A 22,254-nucleotide genomic window follows, 5' to 3' on the forward strand; every position below is an offset into this window, starting at 1 on the left:
TCTTATTTATTAATTATTTTGCCTATTTTTTTTGATGATTTTAGCTAGTAAAAGCCAATCATGTTGAATTATAGCTTCAAGTTTTTGATTATAAAAAACAGCTGCGGGATGATAAATTGGAAATAGCGTATAGAGATCACTGGACGCAACAAGTTGGTTTTTCTCTTTTGCATAAGTAAGAATCGGTAAATGGAGTAACTTGCCATGGTAAGCAGAAATCCTATAGCTGTGTCCTAGCAATCGTTGTAAACCAACGTTGCCCATTGGTACAAGGATTTTTGGTTGGATCGTTTTGATTTCATAGTCTAGTAATGGGGCGAAAGAGACAACTTCATTTTTGGTGGGTGTTCGATTTGGATATTTTGTTTCAATGATTCTAGTTCGTTTGTTAAGTTGTTTTTTTATGGTGAAGGGTCTGCTTCTTACTGCACTAGTAATATAAATTTCTTTTCGTTCTAAGCCAGCCTCAGCCAACCAGCTATCTAACTTTTTTCCTGATCGTCCGCTAAATGGGATAGATGTTTTTATTTCTGTTGCACCTGGTGCTTCTCCTATGAGCATTAAAGGGGCATGTTTAGGTCCTTGTCCTGAAAGAAAGCCTTCTAAGTTGTGACCGTGTACTTTCTGTGAGACTGCTTCAACTAATGTAGTTGGATAGTCCATAGTTCAACATCTTCTTTCTAAAAAAACGTACTGATCGAGTTGATCAGTACGTTTTTAATATTAAGCCCAATCACCATTACGGAAGATTGGAACGCGTGTACCATCTTCACGAATACCATCGATATCCATTTGGTCTGATCCAACCATGAAATCAACGTGAGTATGACTACGGTTTAAACCAGCTGCTTCTAATTCTGTTTCACTCATTTCTGTTCCGCCTTGTAGATTAAAAGCATAGGCAGAGCCAAAAGCTAAATGATTTGATGCATTTTCGTCAAATAAAGTATTGTAGAAAATAATACCAGATTGAGAGATCGGAGAAGGGTCTGGAACCAATGCGACTTCACCTAAATGACGTGCACCTTCATCTGTTTCTAGTAATTTACCTAATACTTCCTCACCTTGTTCAGCAGAAAAATCAACGACTTTTCCATCTTTAAAGGTAAATTTCATACCAGAAATCGTTGTTCCAGCATAACTAAGTGGCTTAGTACTAGAGACAACACCATCAACACGACGTCTATCAGGTGCAGTGAAGACTTCTTCTGTCGGCATGTTGGCCATGAATTTTTCGCCACGAACGTTATCGCTACCAGCACCTTCCCACAAATGGTTTTTAGGCAATCCAATCACTAAGTCAGTGCCTGGAGCTGTGTAATGCAAAGCATTAAATTGTTCTTTATTTAATTCGTCCGCTTTGGTTGCTAATTTGTTGTCATGAGCTTTCCAAGCTGCAACTGGATCTGCTTCATACACACGAGTTGTTTTAAAAATTTCATCCCAAAGAGCGTCTACTTGAGACTCGCTGTCTGTTAGGTCAGGGAAAACTTTAGCAGCCCATTCTTTGCCAGCAGCAGCAACGACTGTCCAGCTGACTTTATTCGCTTGTGTTGCTTTTCTTAAGTTGACCAATGCTTTGCCGGAAGCAGCTTGAAAAGCGGCAACACGATCAGCATCAACGCCTGCTAAAGCATCGGGATTAGCAGAGACAACACTGATACGGCTAGCTCCTTTGTTAACCCAGTCATCTGTTTGATCTATTTTATATTGAGGAATAGTATCCAAATATTTTTCATCAGCATGCAGTAAAAATTCACGTTGCACAAGATCATCATTCCACTGAACGATCACTTCACCAGCCCCAAGTTTATAAGCCTCTTCTGTGATCAAACGAGCTAGTGGTGCTTGATCAACGCTGATTTGTAAAACGATGCTGTGTCCCTTTTGAACGTTAACACCAGTTTCAACAATCAGTCTAGCGTATTTCTTTAAGATCTCATTAAAATTTGGTAATGACATAGAATAGCCTCCTAGTTTTGCATTTGTATAATCGTGAATATCATAACACGTACAGAGCTTGAACTCAAACAATCGAACAGCATTAAGAGCTTATTTAATTCTTAGAAAAATGCCTTGAAAGACCCGTGTAATCAATTAAACAAAATAATTTGAAACGAAGGACTAGTATTTTGCAGAATAAACAAATCGTGTTACAATAACTGTAGTATTTATATGGAAGCGTTGTAAGATAGGTAGAGGGGATTGAAAGATTATGGCAAGAAAAAAAACGATTACTAAAGATCAGATTTTAAATGCTGCATACGAAGTAGTGGCCACTGAAGGCTTTTCGAAATTCACCGCACGTAACATTGCAACCAAAATGAAATGCTCAACACAACCAATTTATTTGGAATTCAAAAATATGGATGATCTGAAAGAAGAACTGTTTGAAAAGATCCATCAATATTTAGCAAAAGAAGTATTCCCTGTCGCGCATACAGGCAATACGATTGTCGACTTAGCTTTAAATTATATCCATTTTGCTAAAAATGAAAGTAAACTATATCGTGCGCTATATTTGGAAGAGTACGGTGGCGGAAAAAGAATGCAGGAATTTTCGTACAGTTATTTTTCCAACGCGGTCAAACAAGATCCGGATTATGAAAAATTAAATGATACAGAGATCAATTCTCTTCATATGGGAACGTGGATCGTCGCAACGGGGATTGCTGCGTTGATGACATCTGGAATCATTCATCCAAGCGAGCAACAAATCGAGCACTTGATGAAAGAGTCAATCGATCAGATATTAGAGCGTGATGAACCAATCGATATCGATAGTTAGATCTACTAAAAAGAAAAGACCAGAGCAAAACGCATTGAGTTTTGTTCTGGTCTTTAATTGTTTCAATAATTATTTTACAGCTTCTGCTAGTTTTTTCGCAAAAGCTTCGAGATTTTGAATATCTTCTTCTTCAGCAGCTAAATCAACTTTTACACTATCTGCGCCTTTTGAAGCACCAATTTTTGTGAAAACAGCGTCAAAGTCATCCACTGATTTACAAAAATCATCGTAAAAAGTATCACCAGAACCACAAACACCATACGTTTTTCCAAATAAATCGATTTCTTGTAACTCTTCATAAAAATCTACGATTTCATCAGGTAACTCACCATCACCATATGTGTAAGTTGCGACAACGCAAATGTCTGCATCTTCAAAGTCTTCAGGATCCACTTGTGTACATTCGTTGATCTCAACTTCAATATTTAAATTTTCTAAAGCTTCAGCAACGATATCTGCTATTTCTTCTGTATTTCCAGTCATACTTGCATAAACGATTTTAGCTAAGGTCATTAGATTTCCTCCTTCAAATAATACAACCTTGATTATATCAGAAAAACGAAGGTCATGTAAATTACAAAATTGAAGCTAAAAATGATGAAGTTGCTTTAATAGCACCGTTTGTAGTGGATCAGAAGAAGAAAAAAGATGAAAATAATGTTTAACAATGACTTTTCAGTGAAATTTTCACAAATTATGATAAAATACTCTTAGATAAAGATTATCTAGCTACGTGGGCTAGCTCTTCGGAAAAAAGATAAAAATGGAATGTGGCAAAAAGCGCCACAGTCAATTTTTCCTATTTTTCAGTCAGAACTGGACGAGCCTACTTCGCTTTTAGTGTTATCTAGCTACGTGGGCTAGTCTCTATGAAAAAGATAAAATCTGCCTGTGACAAAAAGCGTCATAACCCTATTTTCCTATTTTTCTAGGAGCCTGAGCGAGCCCACTGCACTTTTATTGTTATCTAGCTTCGAGAGCTAGCCTTTCAGCTTTTGCTTTGAAACACAGTGAACGAAGTGAACTGATGTTGAAAAGTACAAGGTGAAGCAAAGCGGAATGTTGTGACCGTAAGTTATCTAGCTACACGGGCTAAACTTTATGAAAAAAGATAAAAGCTATCTGTGACAAAAAGCGTCACAACTATCTTTTCCTATTTTTCTACGAGTTTAAACGAGCCCGTTACGCTTTTAGTGTTATCTAGCTACGTGGGCTAGTCTCTATGAAAAAAGACAAAATATGCTTGTGACAAAAAGCGTCACAACCCTGTTTTCCTATTTTTCTACGAGCCTGAACGAGCCCACTGCACTTTTATTGTTATCTAGCTTCGAGAGGTAGCCTTTCGGGAAAAAGATAAATTATAAATGAGGTAAAGAACACCTCAGTTATAATTTCCTATTTTCCTGTCAAGGCTGAATGAGCTCTTTCAGCTTTTAAATTTAGGAGGACGAGATTAAATGATTACATTAAAATCACCAAGAGAAATTGAAATGATGGATGAGTCTGGAGAGTTATTGGCAGATGTTCACCGTCATTTACGTACGTTTATTAAACCTGGCGTGACAAGTTGGGATATTGAAGTATTTGTGAGAGACTTTATTGAAAGTCATGGCGGCATTGCTGCCCAAATTGGTTTTGAGGACTATAAATATGCTACTTGCTGCAGTATCAACGATGAAATTTGTCATGGATTTCCTCGGAAAAAACCATTAAAAGATGGTGATTTGATCAAAGTAGATATGTGTATTGATTTAAAAGGAGCAGTTTCAGATTCTTGCTGGGCTTATGTTGTAGGAAACTCAACACCTGAATTAGACCATTTAATGGAAGTAACCAGAAAAGCGTTGTACTTAGGGATCGAACAAGCACAAGTCGGTAATCGCATTGGTGATATTGGTCATGCGATCCAAACCTATGTTGAAAGTGAAAATTTATCTGTTGTAAGAGATTTTGTAGGACATGGCATTGGTCCGACGATTCATGAGAGTCCAGTTGTTCCTCACTATGGTGAAGCAGGTAAAGGGTTGCGCTTAAAAGAAGGAATGGTTATTACCATTGAGCCGATGGTCAATACTGGAACTTGGCGTATGAAAATGGATCCAAATGGCTGGACAGCGTATACTTTAGACGGGGGACTCAGTTGTCAATTTGAACATACGTTGGCAATTACGAAAGAGGGTCCGAAAATTTTGACTTCTCAAGGAGAAGAGTTGACATACTAATGAACTTAAATTAGAGGAGAATTTTATGAAACTAGTGAACAAAGTAAAGAGTAACAAGAACCTGATGCGTTTCATAGAAACGACACAAAATCGAATGGTCGATTCGGAAATAGGTAATACATCTGTTGTGGTGGCTTACTATTTACTTTTGTCCTTGTTTCCTCTATTGATTGCGGTAGGAAATCTCCTACCGTATTTACATATTGATCCAAATGATGTTCTGCCTTATATCGCAGAAGCGATCCCAGAGGCTATTTTCAATGATTTAAAGCCAGCGATTCAGTCATTACTAACACAACGATCTGGCAGTTTGCTTTCTATTTCTGCTTTAGCAGCTTTGTGGAGTGCCAGTCAAAGTATTAATGCTTTACAAACTGCAATGAACAAGGCTTTTGGTGTTGAGCAGCGAAAAAACTTTATTATTGTCCGTTTAATGTCGTTGTTTGTTATTCTCTTATTTTTGACAGCAATTGTAGGTGTAGTTGGTGTCTTAGGATTAGGTAAAACGATTTTAGACTTACTACAACCGATTTTTCATTTTTCCACTGATTTTATTGATACTTTCCAAGCATTAAAGTGGCCGATAACCTCGTTGGTTCTTTTAGTGATCATGTGTTTGATTTATCGGGTTGTTCCCAATGCTAAGCTGACCTTTCGTTCCATCGTGCCTGGTGCTGTATTTGCAACTGTAGGCTGGATGTTGTTATCTCAAGTGTTTGGACTCTATATTACGTATTTCAGTTCAAAGATCGCTAGTTATCAAATTATAGGAAGCTTTATCATCTTGATGCTATGGCTGAATTTTGCAGCTACGATCATTATTTTAGGTGGTATTATCAATGCTGTTGTCAAAGAATATCTGTCAAATGAAAAAATCCAGCATCGCTATGGGTTGATTAATCGTTTAGTTGATAAAATAAAAGAAAAGTTAAAGAAATAGCTCGATTGCTTTTGGTTCAGATAAATGATTAGGAACACAGGCTTTTCCTAAGTTGTGGAAACACCTGTTCCAACTTGTAAATGTGGAATGATTCGGTATAATATACGATGTACATTAAGAAAGTAGGTTCAGCATGTCGATGTTTATTTATGAAATTTTTATTCGTCTATTTCTGACGTTTATTTTATCGCTGATTGTAACGCCAATTATTAAATTATTGGCTTTTAGAATAGGCGCCTATGATGCTCCAGGTGAAAGAAGAGTAAATACTAAAATCATGCCGACAGCAGGTGGTCTAAGCATTTATTTTGTCTTTGCCTTTTCTTGTTTAGTTATGTTTCAGTCGATTATACCAGTTGATTATATCTGGCCAATTATTTTAGGTGCGGGGATTGTGGTTGCAACAGGTTTGATCGATGATATTTACGAATTGTCGCCAAAGAAAAAAACACTAGGGATTCTGTTAGGTGCTTTAGTCATTTATTTTGTAGCGGATATTCGGATCGATGCTGTAACTTTGCCGTTTTTTGGACATATTGATTTACGCTGGCTTAGTTTGCCACTGACACTATTTTGGATTTTGGCTATTACAAATGCCATCAATCTGATCGATGGTTTAGATGGACTTGCATCGGGTGTTTCAATCATCAGTTTAACAACGATCGGTGTGATCGGCTACTTTTTCCTTCATGCTAAAACAGTTTATATTCCGATTGTGATTTTTATCTTAGTTGCTAGCATTGCGGGATTTTTTCCGTATAATTTTTATCCAGCTAAAGTTTTTCTGGGGGATACAGGAGCATTGTTTTTAGGCTTTATGATTGCAGTGATGTCCTTACAAGGATTGAAAAATGCGACATTTATCACGGTTATTACACCAATGATTATTTTAGGTGTACCAATTACGGATACAGTCTATGCGATTATTCGTCGACTAATGAATAAACGTCCGATTTCATCCGCTGATAAGATGCATTTACATCATCGATTGTTGTCACTTGGCTTTACACATAAAGGTGCAGTCATGACAATTTACGGTTTGGCATTGGTTTTTTCATTTGTCGCATTGTTATTTAGCTATGCAAGTAATGTTGCTTCGATTCTACTGATTGTTTTTAGTGCGATTGGGCTAGAATTGTTTATTGAAATGATTGGTTTAGTTGGAGAAAATCATCAGCCGTTGATGTATATTTTGCGGATGTTTGGCAATCGAGAGTTTCGTCATCAACAGTTAGAAAAAAGATTAGGAAAACACTCTAAGAAAAAGTAAATAAATCGTAAGAATCTTTGCTGTTTTTTTAAGCTGTGCTATAATTTATTGATTGGGTAAACGGAAAAAGCGGAGTAAGACTCAGTAAGTTTTGCTCCGCTTTCCTAGAATTCAAATAAAAAATTGATGCATAGAATGTTCTCTGTTAGAAAACATTTTTGATAGCTAAACGCATAGGTAAAGGAAGCTAGTCTAAAATCACTGGCTGAATTTATCTTATTTCAAACGAGGTGCAAAAATATGAATGATAGAATAACAATTTCCATTGTTACTCACAATAGCCGTCATATTTTTGATGTGCTTGATAATTTAAAACTCGAACTCGGCCTAGAGTCAATTTATGATATACATATATTTGATAATGCTTCTGAACAAGAGTATATAAACCAACTTGAACTGTATGGTTCGTTTATTACCATGCATAAATCAGAAGAAAATAAAGGCTTTGGCTACGGTCATAATCAGATACTAAAAATAGTTGATACACAGTATGCTGTTATTTTTAACCCAGATGTTTTGCTTACAAAAGAGGCGTTGGATAAGATGCTTCAGCGAATACAAGAAGAGCCACTTGCCGCAGTCTGTCCCAAAGTATTGAACTCAGATGGAACGACTCAATACTTAGTCCGTCAGAAATTAGACGTATTTGATTACATGTTGCGTTTTGTTCCATTTCAATCGGTCAAAAAGCTATTTGACAAACGGCTGAGGTATTATGAATGTCGTGACTTACCAGACGATCAAACTTCTTATATTAAAATGGGGTCCGGTTGCTTTATGGTCATCGATATCGATAAATTTAAACAAATCGGTGGTTTTGACGAGCGATTCTTCATGTATTTTGAAGACAATGATCTTTGTTTGAGTTTTGGAAAAGTAGGGTATAAAATTTTGTATACTCCTTTTGAAACTGTAACGCACTTGTATGAAAAAGGTGCACATAAAAACAAAAAATTATTTAAGATATTTATGCAATCGATGATCAAGTTTTTCAACAAATGGGGTTGGAGGTTTTTTTAGTGGAGAATAAGTTGGTGATTACAATTGTTTTATATCAGACTGAATTCTCTCAGACTCCAAGTTACGGTCTTATCAAAAAAGCACTGACTGAAAATGAGTCGGTCTACCTATTCATTTATGATAATAGTCTTGAACCGCAAGTTAATGAATTATTTCAGCATGCTCAGGTACGGTATATCCATGATGCAACAAATCCTGGCTTGGCACAGGCTTATAATGCTGGCAACCAGTTTTTAAGTCAGGTTCAAGGCGATCTTCTATTACTGCTTGATCAAGATACATTATTGGATGATAGTTATCTTGCCGCGCTCTTAACCTTGACCTTGGATGAAGCGATTGCTGCTTATGTTCCACTGGTTTTCGCTCAGGCTAGACAAATTTCGCCTGTCTTTTCAGAAGACTATATCGGACGTCATTCTGAGTTGCCTAAAGCTGGCATCTACTCACAAGAGATTATGAGCATTAATTCTGGAACCGCGTTGCCTAAAACAGTCTTAAAAAGTATTGGTTCATTTAATCAAGAGTTTCCTTTAGATTTTTTAGATCATTGGCTTTTTTGGAAAATTTGTCAATTGAATAAAAAAATTCGTGTCTTAGATCATCACTTAGAACATGAGCTATCAGTTTTTAATTATGAAACACTCAGTAGTGAAAGATATGAATCGATTATTCGAGCTGAAAGTCTTTTTTATCAAAAATATGATCAGAATAAATTTTATATTCACAGAAGACATTTGTTGCTAAGATCGGTGAAACAATTTTTTCTTGTTAAGAATCGGAACATTTGGCGACGTACGTTTTTAGAGTATCGATTACTAATGAAAGGAAAATAAATGATCTCAATTTGTATAGCAACATATAATGGAGAAAAATATTTAGAAGAGCAACTTGCCAGTATTTTACCTCAAATGACTGCTTCTGATGAACTGATCATCTCTGATGACGGTTCTAAGGATGAGACAATGACTATCATCAATCGCTATGCAGCGCAAGATGAACGAATCAAATTTTTTAAAGGTCCCGGCAAAGGTGTGATTGCTAATTTTGAGTTTGCAATTAATCAAAGTCAGGGAGACTTTATCTTTTTGGCTGATCAAGATGATGTTTGGTTGCCAGAAAAAGTCCAGACAACCTTGAGTTTTTTTGCTTCTAACCCTAAAATCGATTTGGTTATTAGTGATTTAGTGATCGTTGATGAACAGTTACAAGTCATTGAACCATCTTACTTTGAGTATCGAAAGGTGGCATTAGGGTTTCTTCACAACATCGTGAAAAATAAATATATTGGCGCAGGGATGGCTTTTCGTGGCAGTCTTAAATCAAGGATTTTGCCTATACCAGCTAAAGTGCCTATGCATGATATGTGGATCGGTTTAATTGCAGCCTATAAAAATAAAAGTGCTTTGATTCCGCAAACACTTACGTTGTATCGCAGGCATAACAATAATGCGAGTGAAATCAATACAAAAGCCAGCTTTTTTCAACAATTGAAATGGCGCTGTGCAATTAGTTATGTTCTATTCAAAAGAATTTTTTTTAATTCATAGAAAATGGCTATTTTACAGTTTTGTAAAATATTCTTAAAATGAATGACAATCATTGCTAATAATGCAATAATAGCAATTAGTAATGTTAGTAAATGACAATAAAAAATAGTATAAGGAGTTTTTTTCATGAAAGGGATCATCTTAGCTGGAGGAAGTGGAACCAGATTATATCCGTTAACGAAAGCAACATCAAAACAATTAATGCCTATCTATGATAAACCAATGATTTACTATCCAATGTCGACATTGATGTTAGCAGGTATCAAGGAAATTCTAATTATTTCTACACCCGATGACACACCTCGTTTTGAAAGTTTATTTGGGGACGGGAAAGATCTTGGGATTCATATTGAATATGCTGTACAAGAAAGCCCAGACGGATTAGCGCAAGCATTTATTATTGGCGAAGAGTTTATTGGTGATGATAGTGTGTGTCTTGTTTTAGGTGACAATATTTATTATGGCGGGGGACTGTCTAATATGTTACAACGTGCTGCCGCAAAAGAAAGCGGAGCAACCGTTTTCGGGTACCACGTGAATGATCCAGAACGATTTGGTGTGGTTGAATTTGACAGCAATATGCAAGCTCTTTCTATTGAAGAAAAACCAGAAAAGCCAAAATCAAATTATGCGGTGACTGGATTGTATTTTTATGATAACGATGTGATCGAAATCGCAAAAAATATCAAACCATCTGATCGTGGCGAATTAGAAATTACGGATGTTAATAAAGTCTACTTAGAAAAAAATAAATTATCAGTTGAACTAATGGGTAGAGGCTTTGCTTGGTTAGATACTGGTACCCATGAATCGCTTTTAGAAGCATCGACTTTTATTGAGACGATTGAGAAGCGACAAAATTTAAAAGTAGCTTGTTTAGAAGAAATCGCTTATAGAATGAGCTATATCACAAAAAATCAGTTGATAGAATTAGCACAGCCATTAAAGAAAAATGGTTATGGACAATACTTATTAAGATTGGCAGAAACAGACTAGGAGCGAAGACAAAATGAAAGTAATCGACACAAAATTACAAGACGTTAAAATCATTGAAATGGATGTATTCGGTGATCACCGTGGCTTCTTTACGGAAAGCTATTCAAAAGAAAAATTTGCTGAGCAAGGCTTGAGTTTTGATTTTGTACAAGATAATCATTCTCTTTCAAGTGAAGCTGGCGTATTACGCGGTTTACATTTCCAAAAAGGGGAAGCCGCTCAAACGAAGTTAATTCGTGTTGTAACCGGGGCAGTATTAGACGTGATCGTAGATATCCGCAAAGGGAGTCCGACTTATGGTCAATGGGAAGGCTACATTTTATCAGAACACAACCATCGTCAATTACTGGTGCCTAAAGGATATGCACATGGTTTTGTAACATTGACACCGAATGTTAATTTTATGTATAAATGTGACAATTACTATAATGCAGCTGCAGATGGCGGGATTGCCTTTGATGATCCTGATTTGTTGATTGATTGGCCGATCGATATCCAAAAAGCAATTACGTCTGAAAAAGATAAAAATCACCCGACATTGAAAGAATTTGAAGCAGAGAATTCTTTTATTTATGGTGAAATCTAAAAAAATCTAGGAGAGATCTTGAAGATGAAAAACATCATTGTTACTGGTGGAGCTGGATTTATCGGCTCAAACTTTGTTCATTATGTAGTAAACAACCATCCAGAAGTTCATGTGACGGTATTAGATAAATTAACTTACGCAGGAAATAAAAAAAATCTTGAAGGATTACCTGCCGATCGTGTTGAATTAGTTGTAGGTGACATTGCTGATGCTGAGTTAGTTGATCGATTAGTGAAGAAGACAGATGCGGTTGTTCATTATGCGGCAGAATCACATAACGACAACTCATTGAATGATCCATTTCCCTTTGTACAAACGAATATCATTGGAACCTATACGCTAATCGAAGCGTGCCGTAAAAATGATGTGCGCTACCATCATGTTTCGACTGATGAAGTTTATGGTGATTTACCATTAAGAGAAGATTTACCAGGACATGGCGAAGGCGCAGGTGAAAAATTTACTGCTGAAACGCCTTATAATCCATCAAGTCCTTACTCTTCAACAAAAGCAGGCTCGGATTTATTAGTTAAAGCTTGGGGACGTTCATTTGGCCTACAAGCAACAATTTCTAACTGTTCTAACAATTATGGACCATACCAACATATTGAAAAATTCATTCCACGTCAAATTACCAATATTTTGAGCGGAATCACACCTAAATTATATGGTGCTGGTAAAAATGTTAGAGACTGGATTCATACAAATGATCATTCATCTGCTGTTTGGACGATTCTGACAAAAGGAAAAATCGGTGAAACTTACTTGATTGGTGCCGATGGAGAAGAAGATAATAAAGCAGTAATGGAATTGATTTTAGAGCTGATGAGTCAACCAAAAGATGCGTACGAACATGTAAACGATCGTCCAGGACACGATTTACGCTATGCAATAGATTCTTCAAAATTACGGGAAGAATTAGGCTGGACTCCTGAATTTACTAATTTCCGTGATGGCTTAGCGGATACGATCGAGTGGTATACAGAGAATTCAGACTGGTGGAAAGCAGATAAAGAAGCTGTCGAAGCCAACTATGCGAAGAACGGTCAATAATCGCTATCCTATTTCGAGAATATCTTACATCTGATTTAACCGAGTGTGATTAAATAGTGACTTGTTGAGCGTGGAACAAAACTAAAAAATGGTTTTGCTTCACGCTCTAAATACGAATTGATAACAGGCTGAAAGAATAAAGTTCTTGCTGTTTGCTTATCAAAGGAGGAAATAAAATGATACTTATAACTGGCGGTAATGGACAATTAGGAACGGAACTACGACATTTATTAGATGAACAGGGAACAAAATACGTTTCCACTGATTCAAAAGAACTAGATATTACAAATGCAGAAAAAACAATGGCTTATATTACGACGTTAAAACCGACAGTAATCTACCATTGTGCGGCGTACACTGCTGTGGATAAGGCAGAAGATGAAGGAAAAGAATTAGACGAGAAAATCAACGTAGAGGGTACGCGCAACGTAGCACTTGCAGCAAAAGCAGTAGATGCAACGTTAGTGTATATTAGTACAGATTATGTTTTTGATGGTACGAAAAAAGATGAGATGTATAAAACAGATGATCAAACGAATCCACAAAATGAATATGGTCGCACTAAACTATTAGGTGAGCAAATTGTTCAGGAAATTATGGGAAAATATTATATTATCCGTACTTCTTGGGTATTTGGTCAATATGGGCATAACTTTGTCTTTACAATGCAAAAACTAGCTGAAACACGCGATCAATTAACGGTTGTCGATGATCAATTTGGTCGACCGACTTGGACTAGAACCTTAGCTGAATTTATGGTGTTTGTTATAAAAGAAAAAGTTTCTTATGGTATTTATCATCTATCCAATGATAATAGCTGTAATTGGTATGAGTTTGCAAGAGAAATTTTAAAAGATACTGAGGTTGAAATTTTACCAGTGGATTCAAGTAAGTTCCCTCAAAAAGCAATTCGACCTAAATATTCTGTGATGGATCTTAGTAAGACAAAAGCGCTAGGTTTTGATATTCCTACTTGGGAAAAAGCGTTGGAAATGATGTTGGCTTCAATTTCAAACTAAGTTATAGATTAGAAATAAAAAGACGTTAGGAATTTTATTTCTATTAATTGATGGGAAATTTGCAGAAAGGTGTGAAGTAAAATGGGAGCTACTTCTGCAGGTAAACAAAAACATAGTTACTATAAGTTGGCGATTTTATTATGTAGCTGTATGGTTTTTGTTCTTTTACTTGAGTTGTTGGTATTTAATTTTTCTTACTTTAGATACGGTAGTGTTGATGAACGCGTGTCGAATGTAACGCTTGAAAATATTGAGCAAACTGGGGATAATACCTATAAGTTGATTAACAAAACAGCGCCAGGAAAGATAACCGTTCCTAGCACTAAAAGTGGGGCGACTAAACTATCGTTTATCTTATCTATTGCTCAAGGTCCGGAAGCTAAGGTAAAGATTTCAAGTCCGGGAATAGATTATGGTGAACGAAAGATTCAAGATTCGTTAGAAGTAATCAAAGTCGCTGATAAGAAAAAACCGCTTACGTTAACAGTTCTCAATGCTGAGGACAGAGAGTTTCAGCTAGCCGATATGAAAAGAACGAATAAGTTTCATTTTAATTGGATTCGTTTTATTGTTTTTCTATCGTTATCTAGTTTTGTTGTTCTAATTATTTCTGGGATTTTTAAAGGGCGCTATGAGTATTTTGCGATTTTTGCCATTATTTTATTTGGCTCTCTATTATCTATACTTATGCCAGTTGGACAGACAATGGACGAGCGAGCTCATATTCTAAAAAGTATCTCAGTAGCTGAGGGAAATCTGTTCTTCAAAAATGGGGATAAGTTACAATTACCTGCAGGCTTTGAATCAATGTATATAGAAGAGCCGTATACAGCTTACGAAGAATTTCGAGATATGTATAATAAAAATAGTAGCAAAGAAAATTCTATTCCAGTTGAAGAAAAGAAAGAAACTTCTGCAGTTACTTATCCATTTTTATCTTATATCTTTAGTGGGATAGGTATCAAAACCGCAAGGCTCCTTCAACTACCTGTAGTATTTTACGTATGGTTTGCTAGAATTTTTAATGTATTAGCCTACGCTTTATTAGCATTTTTTGCTATCAAAATAATGCCATATGGTAAACGATTATTAGCATTTTTTGCTGTTCAGCCGGTTATGTTATATCTTGCAGCATCTATAGGTGTAGATGCCTTGTTAGTTGGTGTTGTTATAGTAGGATTTGCACAAATTATGCGCATACGGTATGAGAAGTCCCATATAAAACTGTCGGAGTTTATGATAATTGCAGTTTGTTTTAGTATGGCGATCATTATCAAAGTCGTCTACGCACCTGTGCTGGTTTTATTTTTCTTATTAGGGAGACAGAACTTTAAAAGTAAGAAGGCACAGTGGGTGTTATATAGCGTGCTCTCTATAGTATTATTTATAGTTGCTCTTTCAGTTTATAAATATTCAGCAGATATGGGAATCAATCAATGGAAATTACCTAATGTTGATTCTAATAAACAAATGCTAGCAATCATAAAAAATCCAATTAGTTATCTTAAAATGTTAGTTGTTTTTTTCTCAACTAACAGCGTTGAATATTTAACGTCAACATTTGGTTTAATGGGCTATGTGTTAGTCATTAATCCATTGATTACTCTTTTAAATATTTGTGTAGTGGTATTTTTATGTTTGTTTGATTATCAAAAGGTTCAAACAAAAGAAGCTGTCTATTTCAATATAAAAGAAAAGATGTTAGTTGGATTTTCTGTAGTAAGTATGCTTATTCTAAGTGCTACCGCACTATATATCACATTTACACCAGTTGGGGCAGATAGAGTCGATGGCTATCAAGCGAGGTATCTAACACCAATGGTAATTTTAGCGATGTATAGTTTGACGTCAAGGAAATTAGAATCTAAATATAGTGAAAAAACAATGGATCGTGTAGTCTATTTTGGGGCTTCATTCTTACTTATATTTATTTTTATACAAATTTTAACGAAATACTATTCTTAATACTTAGTAAATGGTGAAAGGGGGAGTTTTTTTGCGCGTTCTTTTAATTATTCCGGCATACAATGAAGAAGAGAATATTTTAAGTACAATTAAATCTATTGAAGAGTTTAAGAAAAACAATAGCCAAAATTATTCTTATACGATTGATTATGTTGTGATCAACGATGGCTCGACAGATAAAACACAAGCAATTTTAGATGACAATCAAATTAACTCAGTTCATCTAGTTATGAACTTAGGAATCGGCGGGGCTGTTCAAACTGGATACAGATATGCAAAGGAAAATGACTACGATATTGCAGTTCAATTTGATGGTGATGGGCAGCATGATATCAATAGTTTAGATTGTGTTGTAAAGCCGATTTTGAAAAAAGAAGCTGATTTTGTGATTGGTTCAAGGTTTTTACCAGACGAAAAAGCCGATTTTCAAACGACGTTTATGCGACGTGTTGGAATCAAGATTCTTTCTTTTTTAATTTATTTATCTTCTAGGAAAAAAATCTATGATGTGACTTCTGGATATAGAGCTTGTAATAAAGAAATCATTGCTTATTTTTCAAAAAAATATCCGACAAGCTATCCTGAACCAGAATCAACGGTTCATTTATTGAAAAAGAAATTTAGCATTAAAGAAGTTGCTGTTAATATGATGGAGCGCTCTGGTGGTCAATCTTCAATTCGTTCATTTACTTCGGTGAAATACATGGTTGAAGTAAGTATTGCCATCATTGTTTCAGGTTTTATGAGGGAGGGAGATTAATGAGTTCGATACTAAGAATTGAAATGCTGATTTTCTCGTTGTTCTTTTTTGTGTATATCATCCGATCAATCAACAAGAATATTTTTCTGTTGAAAAATGCGATTAGATGGTTGTTTATCTCTGCCGGATTAGTCGTTTTTGCTGTTTTCCCTGGATTACCAGAATGGCTAGCTACCCAGCTAGGCTTTGAGACAACCTCTAATTTCTTGCTATTTGCAGCAATTTTAGTGCTGTTGTTTATTGAAATCAAAAATTCTGCTTTGTTATCAAAGCAACAAAACCAAATAAAATTGTTAATTCAAGAACTTTCAATATTAAAAGCGAAAAAGGAGAAAAAATAATGTTCTTATTCTTAATATATGTCGTTTTATCAACCTCAGGCTTGATCCTAGTTAAATTAGGTTCGCAAGCAAATACGATTCAAATCACGAATGCTGTTTTTTCTTTTTCAATGTCTTTTACAACGATTATCGGGTTTGTATGTTATATGCTTAGTTTTGTTTTATGGATGGTCATCATTAGCAAATCAGAAGTATCTTATATCGTTCCAATGGGCGTTGCTTTTACGAATATTGCTGTTTTAGTAGGATCAAAGTTAATTTTACAAGAACAAGTTTCACTTGGAACAGTGATTGGTACAGGGGTCATTATTTTAGGGATCGTTATTATCCAGTTAGCAAAATAATTCCTTGTAAAATCGGCATTTACTCCTTAAATCTTAAGAAAATACTTACATAACTTGAAAAAAGAGCGTATATTCTTTAAACTAGTAATGTTATGCAGCTTATTTTTAGTAGAAATAAAAATGCAATGGAAATAGGAAAGGAACAGAATCAATGATACGAGAAACACTATCTATTTTTAAAAATATTTTTGAAAATAGAAAACTGTTATTACAGTTTTCATTTAACGATTTTAAATCAAAATATGCAGGGTCTGCACTAGGGATCGTTTGGGCTTTCATAACACCGTTAGTGACGGTATTGACTTACTGGTTTGTTTTTTCGCAAATACGACAACAAGGGGCTAACGAAGAATATCCTTTTATCGTATATCTCGTGACAGGGTTGATTCCATGGTTCTTTTTCTCAGACTCATTGTTATCAGCAACAAACGTTTTTAGAGAGTATAGCTATCTTGTAAAAAAAGTAGTGTTTAATGTGCAGATTTTGCCAACATCAAAGATTCTTTCAAACTTATATACACATTTATTTTTTATTATGATTGGTTTTGGTATTACCTCGCTAAGTGGTATTTACCCCACATTACAAAGTTTACAGTTGATTTATTATCTGTTCTGTCTGATTATTTTCTTGACAGGTGTGACCTGGCTTACTTCATCTACACAGCCATTTTTGCCAGATATCATGCAATTCATCAATGTAGCAATGCAAACGATCATGTGGACTCTGCCCATTTTATGGCAGCCTTCAGGTTGGATCGAAAAAGTATTGAAATTGAACCCACTGTATTACATTATTCAAGGCTATCGTGATTCATTTACTGGTGGCGCTTGGTTCTGGGAACATTGGCAGTATGGCTTATATTTCTGGGGTTTTACAATTGTTCTTTTATTAATTGGTTCAACTGTATTTAGACGTTTGAAACCACATTTTTCTGATGTACTATAACATAGCACTGAAATAAAATTAATTGTGGATTGATAAGCACAAGGAGAGTAAACAATGTCAGATTATGCAATCGATATACAGAATATAACAAAAACATATAATATGTACAAAAAACCTTCTGATCGTTTTAAAGAAGCGCTGAATCCAATGAAAAAAACGTATCATGATCTTTTTTATGCCTTAAAAGATGTCACAATGCAAATTGAAAAAGGAGAAATGATCGGCTTTGTTGGAGAAAATGGTTCTGGTAAATCAACGATCCTTAAAATCATTACGGGTGTTTTGACTCCAACTTCAGGTTCAATGACAATAGACGGAAAAATTTCTGCATTATTAGAGTTAGGCTCGGGTTTTAATCCAGAATACTCTGGTTATGAAAACATTTTTCTAAACGGAATGGTTCTTGGTTTTTCCAGAGAAGAAATGGAAGAGCGCGTAGACGAAGTCATCAAGTTTGCTGATATTGGTGATCATTTATATCAACCTGTAAAAACATATTCTAGTGGGATGTTTGTTCGCTTGGCTTTTGCAGTAGCAATCAATGTCGATCCTGATATTTTGATTGTTGACGAGGCTTTAGCAGTTGGCGATTTAGAATTCCAACTGAAATGTATGGAGAAATTTACTGAAATCAAAAATTCTGGTAAGACGATTCTTTTTGTTTCCCATGATGTTAACTCTGTTCGTCGTTTTTGTGACCGGACATTCTGGTTGAAAAATGGCGAAGTCGTAGAGTATGGTGATACGATGGATGTTACCACAAATTACGAAAACTTTTTAAAGAAAAAATCGATCAAAACAGTTGATCGTGAAAAAACAATTCAAAATGAAGAAACTGTCCCTGATATTATTGAGGTCGATAAAGCGACATTATTAAATTATGCACTGGAACCATTAGAGATCGTTACACAAGATGAAAAGGTCATTGTTAAATTGGAGTACACGGTTAAGAACGATACAATAAAATCACCTGTTTGTGGGGTTGCGATCAGAACAGTTGATAATAATTATGTGTGCGGACTAAACACATTGCTAGATAGTGTTAAAATCCCTTGGAAAAAAGGTAAAAATGTCTTTTACTTGGAATATGGGAAAATGTCTCTATTAACAGGGGAATATTACTTTGATATTGCATTCTTTGAAGAACACGCCACAGTACCGTTGGTCTATAAAACGAAATACCTGAACATGTTTATCAGTGGGCGCTATGCAGGAGAAGGCATTGTCATTTTAGATCATGAATGGAAGGACACTGTTGAAGATGAAATATGATTTTAAAATGGAAGTTGATAAGGGTACCAGTGTTGGTAAAATCGTTGCCCAAATTAAAGAGAATAGCCGAGTATTAGAATTTGGACCTGGAAATGGTCGGATGACAAAATATTTGATGGAAGAAAAAAATTGCTATGTAGCAATCGTTGAGCTAGATAAAGAGTTATATGAACACGTTAGCGAGTTTTCTAATGACGGATTCTATGGAAATATCGATGAAGAAGCTTGGACGAAACATTTTGAAGGTCAAACTTTTGATTATATTATTTTTGCGGATGTGTTAGAGCATTTGATGAATCCAAAGAATGCATTGATGAAAGTCAAACCTTTCTTAAGTGCAGAAGGTCAAATCTTGATCACTTTCCCGAATATTGCTCATAATTCTGTTTTGATCGATCTTTTCAATAATAAGTTGGATTGGCGCGAAACAGGGTTGCTAGATGCAACACACAAATCCTTCTTTGTTCAAAGCGGTTTTGAAAAACTTTTTGAAGAAATTGGTCTATTTATTGCTAAAGAAGATTTTACGATCAACGAAGTTGGGTATAATGAACTGGAATCTAACTATGAAGACTTGCCGGTGGAAGTTCGTGCTGCATTCAAAGCACGCCCATTTGGGGAAGTCTATCAGTATTTTTACGCACTTTCTGCTGAAGTTGTAGAAAATCCAATTCGTACAATACCTGAAAACTCAAGTTTCAGAAAAAATATTCATTTCTTATATGATTGTGGCGAGGAAGACCAAAAAGAATTCGATGTTCAGTTGAATAATGTGTCGGGTGAAAATAAAACATTTACGATCGATATACCTGAAAACATTAAATTATTGAAAATTTTTCCAAGTTTAACAGGTGTAGTAGTCAATGTAGATTTGACCGTTGATGGAGAGACCATTCAACCCAGTGCAACAAATGCCGTTTACAATAAAGAGGCACGGTATTTCTTTTCCGATGATCAAGTGCCTGTTATGGAAATAAACGACCAAAAGATTGCTGGTAAAACGATAACAATCACAGTTGATTACAAGTACGAAGGCAATTTTTCGGACACGATTCATGGGTTGATCGATTATGCAATTGCACAGCAAGCAGAGATTGAGCAGTCAAAAAATACGGAATTAATGGTGAGCGAAAAGCAAATGACAAACTATAAAAAAGTAACAATCAGTAAATTTGATTCACTTGTTTCACTTAATATTGATGACATCGTTCGTCATGTTGAAGAGAAAAAGACTGTAATTCGTGGCTGGGCGTATTCTAAAGAAGATAAGTTACCAATCAACTTTAAAGTGTCAGCTGAATTAACTGTTGAGTATTCTGTAACAAGAGAATACCGTCGAGATGTTATTGATATGTTTGAGCTAAAGGGGGATCAAGAATATGGTTTTGTGATTGAAGTCTTAGATTCAGAAGATCAACCAAACTATATCTTGAATATTTCTGCAAATAATGGACGAAAATTGCAATACCGTTTAGAAAAACCAAATATGATTCAACCAGGCAATAAAATTCAACGAGCAATGCGTTCTGTTCAGACAAGAGGACTTATTGGTTCAATGAAATGGTACTTCAAACGTCAAGAACAACAGGAAACGCCAGTTGATCCATCAGCAATTTTAGAAGAAATCAAAACATTTACTTTCCAACCTAAAATTTCTGTAGCTGTTCCAGTTTACAATGTCGAAGAAAAATGGTTAGATGCTTGTGTCTCTTCACTTCAAAATCAGTACTATGAAAACTGGGAGTTATGTTTAGCGGATGATGCGTCACCAAGCGCCTACATCAAACCAATGCTAAAAAAATATGCAGATGCAGATGATCGGATCAAAGTCATTTACCGCGAAGAAAATGGACATATTTCAGAAGCGACAAATTCAGCTTTAACGATCGCAACTGGTGATTATATCGGTTTTATGGATAACGATGATGAATTAGCGCCGCAAGCGTTATATGAAGTTGTCAAAGCGTTGAATGAAGATCAAACAATCGATTTTATTTATACGGATGAAGACAAAGTCACTGAGAGTGGTAAACGATTCAACGCATTTTATAAATCAAAATGGAATTCCGAATTGATCTTAAATCACAATTACATTACTCATTTTGTAGTAGTGAAGCGTTCATTACTAGAAAAAACGGGTGGGTTAAAGACTGAATTTAACGGTGCTCAAGACTATGATTTTGTTTTACGTGCGACCGAAAATGCAGAAAATATTGCTCATATCCCAGGTATGATGTATCATTGGCGCGCGATTGAATCTTCAACAGCTTTGAATCCTGAAAGTAAAGGATATGCTTATGTTGCTGGACAACGTGCAGTACAAGCAGCAATGGATCGTCGTAATATTAAAGCAACGGTTGAAATAGCGGAGTTTTATGGTTCATATAAAATCAATTATATCTACGAAACAACACCTAAAGTATCTATCGTGATTACGAATGACACTGCTGATATCAATGATTATTTGAAGAAATTGTTAGAAAAAACCATTTATGAGAATTACGATATTGTGTTACCAAAGCAAATGAAAGAAAATGTTCATTCAACTAGTAATAAACTTGTTTATAGTGACGGACAAACAAGGGATGAATTAGTTCAAGCAAGTACAGGCGAATATACGATTCTTTTAGATGCGGGGCTAGTACCAACGAAAAGCAATTGGCTGGTTGAGATGATGAACATGATCCAACAACCAACAGCAGGAATTGTCACAGGTCGAATTGTTGATTCTCGTTATCGTATTGAAAATATCGGCATGTCTATTGACGTAGAGAAAAAACGATTAGTTTATCCAGAACAAGGTACGCCAGGTAAGAGCTTAGGGTATTATTACCGTATTGTGTTACCAAGAAACGTTCAGGCAGTCTCTGAAAGCTGTATGATCTTCAGAAAAGCTGATTACCTTGCTGTTTCTGGTATCAATGAAGAATTAGGCCAAGACTTTATGGGTGCGGACTTATCCTTGAAAGTTGCGAAACAACTAGATAAAAAAATTGTTTATTGTTCTTATGCGATCTTTAAAGCAGAAGAAAAAAAACAGACGAATGATAAAAAAGGTAATTTTAAATCATTGACTGATAAATGGTCGGAACAAGATTTAATAGATGTTTATAAAAATCCAAGACATCAATAAGATCAGACCTTTCATTATAAAAAACACCATTATTCATGTAACTTTAGTTGCA

At 35.4% G+C, this 22,254-nt stretch carries 21 protein-coding genes; 18 read left to right on the forward strand and 3 right to left on the reverse strand.

Translation table 11 applies throughout. From position 1 onward, the window contains the following. Positions 1–9: 9 nt before the first annotated feature. Positions 10–663: a uracil-DNA glycosylase gene (locus tag A5866_RS15095; protein ID WP_086444950.1), complete on the reverse strand. Its 654-nt coding sequence runs from the start codon at positions 661–663 to the stop codon at positions 10–12. Positions 664–723: 60 nt separating this feature from the next. Further along, positions 724–1,962 (reverse strand): aminopeptidase, encoded by a 1,239-nt coding sequence (locus A5866_RS15100; protein ID WP_086280285.1) that lies wholly within the window; start codon positions 1,960–1,962, stop codon positions 724–726. 253 nt (positions 1,963–2,215) lie between these two features. On the opposite strand from A5866_RS15100, the gene A5866_RS15105 reads away from it, so the two are divergent. After that, positions 2,216–2,788: a TetR/AcrR family transcriptional regulator gene (locus A5866_RS15105; RefSeq protein ID WP_086444949.1), complete on the forward strand. Its 573-nt coding sequence runs from the start codon at positions 2,216–2,218 to the stop codon at positions 2,786–2,788. A 69-nt stretch (positions 2,789–2,857) separates the two neighbouring features. On the opposite strand, the gene A5866_RS15110 is transcribed toward A5866_RS15105, so the two are convergent. Next, positions 2,858–3,301, reverse strand: a complete 444-nt coding sequence (locus A5866_RS15110) for a flavodoxin (protein ID WP_086444948.1) — start codon at positions 3,299–3,301, stop codon at positions 2,858–2,860. Positions 3,302–4,245: 944 nt separating this feature from the next. On the opposite strand from A5866_RS15110, the gene map reads away from it, so the two are divergent. From map to A5866_RS15195, 17 genes are all read left to right on the forward strand, one after another. Continuing rightward, a complete protein-coding gene (map, locus tag A5866_RS15115; RefSeq protein WP_086444947.1) occupies positions 4,246–5,010 on the forward strand; it encodes a type I methionyl aminopeptidase in 765 nt (254 codons plus the stop codon). Positions 5,011–5,035: 25 nt separating this feature from the next. After that, the gene (locus A5866_RS15120; RefSeq protein WP_086444946.1) at positions 5,036–5,950 is read left to right on the forward strand and encodes a YihY/virulence factor BrkB family protein; all 915 of its coding nucleotides are present in this window, start codon (positions 5,036–5,038) and stop codon (positions 5,948–5,950) included. A gap of 133 nt (positions 5,951–6,083) precedes the next feature. Further along, positions 6,084–7,220 carry a glycosyltransferase family 4 protein gene (locus A5866_RS15125; protein ID WP_086280300.1) on the forward strand — a complete coding sequence of 379 codons (1,137 nt, stop codon included), beginning with the start codon at positions 6,084–6,086 and terminating at the stop codon, positions 7,218–7,220. Positions 7,221–7,460: 240 nt separating this feature from the next. Further along, the gene (locus A5866_RS15130; protein ID WP_086444945.1) at positions 7,461–8,240 is read left to right on the forward strand and encodes a glycosyltransferase family 2 protein; all 780 of its coding nucleotides are present in this window, start codon (positions 7,461–7,463) and stop codon (positions 8,238–8,240) included. After that, positions 8,240–9,073, forward strand: coding sequence for a glycosyltransferase (locus tag A5866_RS15135; protein WP_086444944.1), 834 nt, complete (start codon positions 8,240–8,242; stop codon positions 9,071–9,073). The genes A5866_RS15130 and A5866_RS15135 overlap by 1 nt, the downstream gene beginning before the upstream one ends. After that, positions 9,074–9,787 (forward strand): glycosyltransferase family 2 protein, encoded by a 714-nt coding sequence (locus A5866_RS15140; protein ID WP_086444943.1) that lies wholly within the window; start codon positions 9,074–9,076, stop codon positions 9,785–9,787. It begins immediately after the preceding gene. A 126-nt stretch (positions 9,788–9,913) separates the two neighbouring features. Beyond that, a complete protein-coding gene (gene rfbA, locus A5866_RS15145; RefSeq protein ID WP_086280314.1) occupies positions 9,914–10,783 on the forward strand; it encodes a glucose-1-phosphate thymidylyltransferase RfbA in 870 nt (289 codons plus the stop codon). A 13-nt stretch (positions 10,784–10,796) separates the two neighbouring features. After that, positions 10,797–11,369, forward strand: coding sequence for a dTDP-4-dehydrorhamnose 3,5-epimerase (rfbC, locus tag A5866_RS15150; RefSeq protein WP_086444942.1), 573 nt, complete (start codon positions 10,797–10,799; stop codon positions 11,367–11,369). A gap of 24 nt (positions 11,370–11,393) precedes the next feature. Next, positions 11,394–12,422: a dTDP-glucose 4,6-dehydratase gene (gene rfbB / locus A5866_RS15155; RefSeq protein WP_086444941.1), complete on the forward strand. Its 1,029-nt coding sequence runs from the start codon at positions 11,394–11,396 to the stop codon at positions 12,420–12,422. A 176-nt stretch (positions 12,423–12,598) separates the two neighbouring features. Continuing rightward, positions 12,599–13,441, forward strand: a complete 843-nt coding sequence (gene rfbD / locus A5866_RS15160) for a dTDP-4-dehydrorhamnose reductase (protein ID WP_086444940.1) — start codon at positions 12,599–12,601, stop codon at positions 13,439–13,441. An 81-nt stretch (positions 13,442–13,522) separates the two neighbouring features. After that, on the forward strand, positions 13,523–15,406 hold the full coding sequence (locus A5866_RS15165; protein ID WP_086444939.1) for a DUF2142 domain-containing protein: 1,884 nt from the start codon (positions 13,523–13,525) through the stop codon (positions 15,404–15,406). 31 nt (positions 15,407–15,437) lie between these two features. After that, positions 15,438–16,166 (forward strand): glycosyltransferase family 2 protein, encoded by a 729-nt coding sequence (locus A5866_RS15170; RefSeq protein ID WP_086444938.1) that lies wholly within the window; start codon positions 15,438–15,440, stop codon positions 16,164–16,166. Continuing rightward, positions 16,166–16,507 carry a DUF2304 domain-containing protein gene (locus A5866_RS15175; RefSeq protein ID WP_086444937.1) on the forward strand — a complete coding sequence of 114 codons (342 nt, stop codon included), beginning with the start codon at positions 16,166–16,168 and terminating at the stop codon, positions 16,505–16,507. Before A5866_RS15170 ends, A5866_RS15175 begins: the two co-directional genes overlap by 1 nt. Continuing rightward, a complete protein-coding gene (locus A5866_RS15180) occupies positions 16,507–16,851 on the forward strand; it encodes a hypothetical protein (protein WP_086444936.1) in 345 nt (114 codons plus the stop codon). Before A5866_RS15175 ends, A5866_RS15180 begins: the two co-directional genes overlap by 1 nt. A gap of 151 nt (positions 16,852–17,002) precedes the next feature. Continuing rightward, entirely contained in the window at positions 17,003–17,797 is a 795-nt protein-coding gene (locus tag A5866_RS15185; protein ID WP_086444935.1) for an ABC transporter permease, read from the forward strand. A gap of 54 nt (positions 17,798–17,851) precedes the next feature. After that, complete coding sequence (locus A5866_RS15190) at positions 17,852–19,069, forward strand: ABC transporter ATP-binding protein (RefSeq protein ID WP_086444934.1); 1,218 nt, start codon at positions 17,852–17,854, stop codon at positions 19,067–19,069. Further along, positions 19,059–22,202, forward strand: coding sequence for a glycosyltransferase (locus A5866_RS15195; RefSeq protein ID WP_086444933.1), 3,144 nt, complete (start codon positions 19,059–19,061; stop codon positions 22,200–22,202). The genes A5866_RS15190 and A5866_RS15195 overlap by 11 nt, the downstream gene beginning before the upstream one ends. The last annotated feature ends 52 nt before the right edge of the window (positions 22,203–22,254 follow it).

The organism is Enterococcus sp. 12C11_DIV0727, from assembly GCF_002148425.2.
Taxonomy (GTDB): Bacteria; Bacillota; Bacilli; order Lactobacillales; family Enterococcaceae; genus Enterococcus_L; species Enterococcus_L lemimoniae.

Bases quoted from the DNA above. Each gene is read 5' to 3' on its own strand.
- A5866_RS15095 (WP_086444950.1), bottom strand. From the start codon at position 663: ATGGACTATCCAACTACATTAGTTGAAGCAGTCTCACAGAAAGTACAC.
- A5866_RS15100 (WP_086280285.1), bottom strand. From the start codon at position 1,962: ATGTCATTACCAAATTTTAATGAGATCTTAAAGAAATACGCTAGACTG.
- A5866_RS15105 (WP_086444949.1), top strand. From the start codon at position 2,216: ATGGCAAGAAAAAAAACGATTACTAAAGATCAGATTTTAAATGCTGCA.
- A5866_RS15110 (WP_086444948.1), bottom strand. From the start codon at position 3,301: ATGACCTTAGCTAAAATCGTTTATGCAAGTATGACTGGAAATACAGAA.
- map (WP_086444947.1), top strand. From the start codon at position 4,246: ATGATTACATTAAAATCACCAAGAGAAATTGAAATGATGGATGAGTCT.
- A5866_RS15120 (WP_086444946.1), top strand. From the start codon at position 5,036: ATGAAACTAGTGAACAAAGTAAAGAGTAACAAGAACCTGATGCGTTTC.
- A5866_RS15125 (WP_086280300.1), top strand. From the start codon at position 6,084: ATGTCGATGTTTATTTATGAAATTTTTATTCGTCTATTTCTGACGTTT.
- A5866_RS15130 (WP_086444945.1), top strand. From the start codon at position 7,461: ATGAATGATAGAATAACAATTTCCATTGTTACTCACAATAGCCGTCAT.
- A5866_RS15140 (WP_086444943.1), top strand. From the start codon at position 9,074: ATGATCTCAATTTGTATAGCAACATATAATGGAGAAAAATATTTAGAA.
- rfbA (WP_086280314.1), top strand. From the start codon at position 9,914: ATGAAAGGGATCATCTTAGCTGGAGGAAGTGGAACCAGATTATATCCG.
- rfbC (WP_086444942.1), top strand. From the start codon at position 10,797: ATGAAAGTAATCGACACAAAATTACAAGACGTTAAAATCATTGAAATG.
- rfbB (WP_086444941.1), top strand. From the start codon at position 11,394: ATGAAAAACATCATTGTTACTGGTGGAGCTGGATTTATCGGCTCAAAC.
- rfbD (WP_086444940.1), top strand. From the start codon at position 12,599: ATGATACTTATAACTGGCGGTAATGGACAATTAGGAACGGAACTACGA.
- A5866_RS15165 (WP_086444939.1), top strand. From the start codon at position 13,523: ATGGGAGCTACTTCTGCAGGTAAACAAAAACATAGTTACTATAAGTTG.
- A5866_RS15175 (WP_086444937.1), top strand. From the start codon at position 16,166: ATGAGTTCGATACTAAGAATTGAAATGCTGATTTTCTCGTTGTTCTTT.
- A5866_RS15180 (WP_086444936.1), top strand. From the start codon at position 16,507: ATGTTCTTATTCTTAATATATGTCGTTTTATCAACCTCAGGCTTGATC.
- A5866_RS15185 (WP_086444935.1), top strand. From the start codon at position 17,003: ATGATACGAGAAACACTATCTATTTTTAAAAATATTTTTGAAAATAGA.
- A5866_RS15190 (WP_086444934.1), top strand. From the start codon at position 17,852: ATGTCAGATTATGCAATCGATATACAGAATATAACAAAAACATATAAT.
- A5866_RS15195 (WP_086444933.1), top strand. From the start codon at position 19,059: ATGAAATATGATTTTAAAATGGAAGTTGATAAGGGTACCAGTGTTGGT.